Here is a 6,012-nt window from a genome sequence, read left to right on the forward strand (position 1 = left end):
AACTGGTATTCTCTGTCCACATTGTCCAGGTATTGATTAAAAAGCAGGTATCCCATTCCATTTGCATTAATTGAATGCATTTCCTCCCTGGTCAGTATTCTCAACGGCTTGCGAGGAGAATAGTGGCTTTTTAGCATGCCGGGCGCTTTGGGGTTTGATGAGGAAACCGAAGTAAGCCGCACCTTCCCTACTAATGCTTCAATCTCACGTACATCAAGCCCACCCAACCTGAAAACAACCACTTCGCCGTCCTCAAACCCCACGATCGTTGATTCTATTCCCACCTCACAATCCCCGCCATCGAGAATGTAAGGTATTTTATCGCCGAGCTGTGCATTCACGTGGGCGGCAGCTGTGGGGCTAATGTAGCCGAATGGATTTGCACTTGGGGCGGCGAGCGGGAAATCCAGCATTTGCAACAATTCCAGCAAAACTGCGTGACGCGGAATGCGTACAGCGACGGTATCCAGACCGGAAGTGACCAGATCAGGTACATTGCTTTTTTTAGGCAGCAGCAAAGTCAGCGGCCCCGGCCAAAAACGTTCAGCCAGCGCCTGTGCGGCGGGTGGAAAATCTGTTACGAAATTGTTTGCCTTGGCTATCGAATCCGTGTGTATAATCAACGGATCAAATGCAGGCCGGTTCTTGGTTTCAAAAATAGACAGGACCGCCTTTTCGTTAAGTGCATTACCAGCCAGTCCATACACCGTTTCTGTCGGTATACCTACCAGTTCTCCTTTAATCAAAAACTCTTTTGCAACCAGTATATCTTGTCCGATCTCAGCCAATGGATTATTGCGTTTTTCGTGCAAAAATACCTTCCCTTAATTTAAATCCGGCACCATCTCATTTAGATTCTTTTTAAATAACCTTGAATGTTGAGGGCAACGGCGGCTGTTATTTAAACGGTGTTTATATTTATTGATCAAAAAATACTATCTAAATAACCCTTTACCTATGTTTCAAATCAAAGAACAACCTACCGTTTTTGATGTATGCATTGTGGGCTCCGGAGCAGGAGGTGGAATGGCAGCTTATCAACTTGCAAAGGCGGGCGCAAAGGTTGCACTTTTAGAGGCCGGCGGATACTTTGATCCTGCTGATCCTAAATACATTACACAATTAAAATGGCCTTACGAATCACCCCGCCGCGGCGCAAGCAATCATCGTCCGTTCGGCGATTTTGACGCAGCCTGGGGTGGCTGGGAAATTGAAGGGGAACCCTATACCCGCAAAAACGGAACACAATTTGACTGGTTCCGCTCACGTATGCTCGGCGGTCGTACCAATCACTGGGGCCGTATTTCACTACGTTTCGGTCCAAAAGATTTTAAAAGAAAAAGCATCGACGGATTGGGTGACGACTGGCCGATCAGCTACGATGACGTTAAACCATATTACGATCAGGTAGACAAGCTGATCGGGGTTTTTGGTACAGTTGAAAATATGGATAATGAGCCGGACGGAATATTCCTGCCTCCGCCCAAGCCGCGTTTGCACGAGCTTTTCATAAAGCAGGCCGGTAAAAAGGTGAACGTACCTGTAATACCTTCCCGCCTCTCGATCCTGACCAAACCGATCAACGATCAGCGCGGGGTTTGTTTCTATTGCAGCCAGTGCTCGCGCGCCTGTCAGGCTTATGCAGACTTTTCATCGTCTTCCGTACTTTGTATTCCTGCGGTTAAAACGGGTAATGTAACGCTGATCAACAATGCAATGTGCCGCGAGGTACTTACTGACCCGACAACCGGACTTGCGACAGGCGTTTCTTATGTTGACAGAGAAAAACTGACAGAGCATACCATCAAAGCAAACGTAGTAGTACTTGCTGCCAGTGCAGCTGAATCTGCGAGATTGCTGCTGAACTCGAAATCGGAGCGCCATCCAAACGGACTTGCGAATTCGAGCGGCGTGGTTGGCCGGTACCTCCACGATTCAACAGGCGCATCGCGCGGCGCATTCCTTCCGCACTTGATGGACAGAAAACGCTACAATGAAGATGGCGTAGGCGGAATGCACGTGTATACACCCTGGTGGCTGGATAACAAAAAACTGGATTTCCCAAGAGGTTACCACATCGAGTACGGCGGCGGAATGGGAATGCCGAGCTACGGATTCGGTTCAGGAATTGAAAACCTGAATGGAAAATACCCAACTGCAGCCGGAACAATGAAACCTGCTGGTGGCTATGGCTCATCACTGAAAGAGGATTATCGCCGTTTTTACGGAGCAAATATTGGTATGGCAGGTCGCGGCGAAGCTGTCCCTGACTTCAATAACTACGCCGAGATCGACCCTACCGTTGTTGATAAATATGGTATCCCTGTTTTGCGTTTCCACTACAAATGGTCGGATTACGAGATCAAGCAGGCTAAACACATGCATGATACCTTCGAGGAGATCATCCATGCATTAGGCGGTGTGGCAAATGGTGTGAAACCAGGTGCGGATACCAACTACGGATTGGCTGCGCCGGGTCGCATTATTCACGAAGTGGGTACAGTGCGTATGGGCGACGATCCGAAAACATCTGCGCTCAATAAATTCTCACAGGCGCACGATGCGAAAAACGTGTTTGTGGTTGACGGAGGTTCATTTGTTTCTCAGGCTGACAAAAACCCAACCTGGACAATCCTCGCATTGTCGTGGAGAGCTTCCGATTACATTATCAATCAGAAAAAACAGAAAAATATTTAATTGTTTGAACAAAGTTTCAAATCACGATAGATGAAACGCAGAGATTCACTTAAAGCATTAACCCTCAGCTCCCTGGGAATTACGGCACTCAGCCCGCAGGTTGCACTTGCAGAGCAGAGAGAGCTGGAAACACAAATGCCGCCGGAAACCCCGCTCAAAATACCGGGTGGAAGAACAAAGGACGAAGCAATCCGCGACGCCAGGCTGATGAAGGAGAAATTCCTGACTGCGGCTGAAATGGCGACAATCAAGGTGTTAGTCGACATTATCATTCCGGCAGATGACAAATCAGGCAGTGCGACACAAGCGGGCGTACCCGATTTCATTGAATTCATTGTAAAAGATATGCCTCAAAATCAGACTCCTCTACGCGGGGGCTTGAAGTGGCTGGATCGGGAATCGAGTAAACGTTTTGGTAAGATCTTTACCCTTGCAACCAAAGCACAGCAGATTCAGATTATAGATGACATCGCATATCCTGAGAAGGCAAAGCCAATTTACAGCCAGGGGGTTGCATTCTTCAATTTAATGCGCAACCTGACTGCATCCGGTTATTACACGTCTAAAATCGGTATCGCTGCCCTGGGATATATGGGCAATACGCCAAATGTATGGGAAGGTGTACCCGCCGATGTTTTGAAGCAATATGGTCTGAGCTACGATTAATTCGTGCTTACCTGGTACCCAAAAAAAGAGCTGATCACAGTGATCAGCTCTTTTTTTGGGTAATGCAACCTGCTGCTAATACAGTTTCTGACGCTGCTGTTTCACAGTTTCGTCCGTCAGGAAGTCGTCGTAGCTCATCAGTTTATCCAGGATACCTTTTGGTCCGATCTCAATAATCCGGTTGGCGATCGTGTGAACAAACTGGTGATCGTGAGAGTAGAACAATAAGCAGCCGGTAAAATCTATCAGTCCGTTGTTCAATGCGGTAATCGATTCCAGGTCAAGGTGGTTGGTAGGATCATCCAAGACCAATGCATTCGCCCCAGACAACATTGTACGCGACAGCATACAACGTACTTTTTCACCTCCCGAAAGCACTTTTGCCTTTTTCAGCGATTCTTCGCCTGAGAAAAGCATTCTTCCCAGAAATCCCCTGATAAAGCTTTCATCCTTTTCTTCCGAGTACTGACGCAGCCAGTCAACCAGGTTCAGGTCAACGTCGAAAAATTGTGCAGGATCTTTCGGAAAATACGATTTTGTAATAGTTACCCCCCAGGTATGTGTGCCTTTATCAGCTTTTTGAACGTCACTTACAATATCAAAAAGTGTACTGATCGCCATTACATTCCTGCTTACAAATGCAATCTTGTCGCCTTTGTTAACAGTGAAGCTCAGGTTATCAAACAGCTTCGTACCGTCTTCGGCAGTTTTAGACAATCCTTCCACCCGCAGCAACTGGTCACCTACTTCCCGCTCCGACTTGAATGCGATGTACGGATACTTTCTTGAAGAAGGTTTGATATCATCAATGGTCAGCTTTTCTAAAAGCTTCGCACGGGAAGTAGCTTGTTTGGACTTGGATGCATTTGCACTGAACCTGCGAATAAATTCTTCGAGCTCCTTGCGCTTGTCTTCCGCTTTACGATTCGCATCCTGGCGCTGTTTCAAAGCCAGCTGGCTGGATTGGTACCAGAATGAATAGTTACCGGAGAACATCTGGACTTTGCTAAAATCGATATCTACCACGTGCGTACAAACCTCATCAAGGAAGTGCCTGTCGTGAGATACCACAATCACGGTATTCTTGAAATCTGCCAGGAAGTTTTCCAGCCACAATACCGTTTCAACGTCAAGGTTGTTGGTAGGCTCATCCAGCAGCAGTACATCCGGATTTCCGAAAAGTGCTTGTGCGAGCAGTACCCTTACTTTATCATTGGAGTTCAGATCCGCCATCATCATGTGGTGCTGATCTTCGCCTAAACCCAGACCACTTAATAGCTGCGCAGCCTCGGTCTCCGCTTCCCAACCATTCAGGTCCGCGAATTCTGCTTCCAGTTCCGCTGCTCTTTCTCCGTCAGCATCGGTAAACTCTTCCTTCTCGTAGATAGCCTCCCGCTCTTTCATGATTTTGTACAACCTTTCGTGCCCCAAAATCACGGTATCCATCACAGAATACGCGTCAAACTCATATTGATCCTGTTTCAGGAAAGTCATCCGCTCGCCCGGGTTCATACTTACATTCCCCGTTTGCGGCTCGATTTCACCTGAAAGGATTTTCAGAAAAGTGGATTTCCCTGCTCCATTGGCGCCGATCACACCGTAACAGTTTCCAGGGACAAATTTTATATTTACTTCGTCGAACAATACCCTTTTACCGTATCTCAACGATACGTTTTGAACCGTAATCATCTTAAAAACCGATTATTTATGAATGAGACCGCAAAACTACAAAAATCACGCTGATTTCGGTTGCTCGGGTTAACTAAACAAATGAGGCAGACCGGATCAACCAGCCTGCCCCGTCAACTATCTTGTATGCTCTTTATGGAATAACACGCAAGGTATGCGCGCCTTTGCCAACGCCGATGGAAGCACCTTGCTTTTTCAATGAAGGTGTATCTCCTTTAGTGACGGCCCAGAATTCAACTCCGCCATTGCTTGTACCATATTGCAGGTATTCAAAAACCGCAACTGCTACATTGGAGCCATCTTTATCAAATGCGACGCTCTGCGGATAAATACCCTGGAACGGATAATCAGCCACTTTGGTCAATGCGCCGGTAGCCGCCACTTTATACAAAGTTAATGCAGCGCCTGTACCCGCTCCCGCCTCAGTCCACGGCAAACCGCTTTTGCCTGATGTTGCAGTAACCAGCATCGACCCGTCGGGACTTAATGCAAATGAACCGGTGTTCAAACCAACAGCCGCCTGACCGGATACCTTGTGCTCCGTTGACCCATCCATTGAAAAATCAACAACGATAACCTCACCATCGCCAGCGGCTTTACCCTGCGCTCCCTTTGTGTCAAGTACGAGGTAGTGCTTTCCGTCAGGTGTGAATTTGCCGAATGAAGGTTCTGTACCGACTTTCACAGGCTTTCCGACCATTTCCACGTTTTTAAGCTTGCCGGCTTCGCGGATCACTTTGTACAAACCAACTTCATTGGAGTTGTCCAAAGTGAATGCAATGAAATCACCGGAGGGATGCCAGGAAAGGTCTATGATTTTGTTCGAGGAATCAATGGCGGCCGGCAGGTTCAGAAAACGGGCTGGCTTTCCGTCCGGCCCGGCTTCTATGAACACGAGCTCCTTACCTGTGTCGCTGGTCGAGATAATCAGCTCATTTTTATTGATATCAATGGAAGTAG

At 47.5% G+C, this 6,012-nt stretch carries 4 protein-coding genes and 1 pseudogene; 2 read left to right on the forward strand and 3 right to left on the reverse strand.

What is annotated here, in order from left to right; genetic code table 11:
- A partial coding sequence (locus ACTIE6_RS09055) for an L-threonylcarbamoyladenylate synthase (RefSeq protein WP_439556330.1) occupies positions 1 to 812 on the reverse strand: 812 nt, incomplete at its 3' end.
- Positions 813 to 957: 145 nt separating this feature from the next.
- On the opposite strand from ACTIE6_RS09055, the gene ACTIE6_RS09060 reads away from it, so the two are divergent.
- Both ACTIE6_RS09060 and ACTIE6_RS09065 read left to right on the forward strand, forming a co-directional pair.
- On the forward strand, positions 958 to 2,697 hold the full coding sequence (locus tag ACTIE6_RS09060) for a GMC family oxidoreductase (protein ID WP_439556331.1): 1,740 nt from the start codon (positions 958 to 960) through the stop codon (positions 2,695 to 2,697).
- Positions 2,698 to 2,727: 30 nt separating this feature from the next.
- On the forward strand, positions 2,728 to 3,363 hold the full coding sequence (locus ACTIE6_RS09065; RefSeq protein ID WP_439556332.1) for a gluconate 2-dehydrogenase subunit 3 family protein: 636 nt from the start codon (positions 2,728 to 2,730) through the stop codon (positions 3,361 to 3,363).
- Between the two features lie 75 nt (positions 3,364 to 3,438).
- Here the strand turns inward: ACTIE6_RS09065 and ACTIE6_RS09070 are convergent, their stop codons facing one another.
- Both ACTIE6_RS09070 and ACTIE6_RS09075 read right to left on the reverse strand, forming a co-directional pair.
- Positions 3,439 to 5,052, reverse strand: a complete 1,614-nt coding sequence (locus ACTIE6_RS09070) for an ABC-F family ATP-binding cassette domain-containing protein (RefSeq protein WP_439556333.1) — start codon at positions 5,050 to 5,052, stop codon at positions 3,439 to 3,441.
- 133 nt (positions 5,053 to 5,185) lie between these two features.
- Positions 5,186 to 6,012 (reverse strand): annotated as a pseudogene (locus tag ACTIE6_RS09075) (WD40 repeat domain-containing protein); the annotation flags it as partial.

The organism is Dyadobacter sp., assembly GCF_051859145.1.
Classification (GTDB): Bacteria; Bacteroidota; Bacteroidia; order Cytophagales; family Spirosomataceae; genus Dyadobacter.

Excerpts from the sequence above, each read along its gene's own strand:
- ACTIE6_RS09060 (WP_439556331.1), top strand. The coding sequence starts at position 958 with ATGTTTCAAATCAAAGAACAACCTACCGTTTTTGATGTATGCATTGTG.
- ACTIE6_RS09065 (WP_439556332.1), top strand. The coding sequence starts at position 2,728 with ATGAAACGCAGAGATTCACTTAAAGCATTAACCCTCAGCTCCCTGGGA.
- ACTIE6_RS09070 (WP_439556333.1), bottom strand. The coding sequence starts at position 5,052 with ATGATTACGGTTCAAAACGTATCGTTGAGATACGGTAAAAGGGTATTG.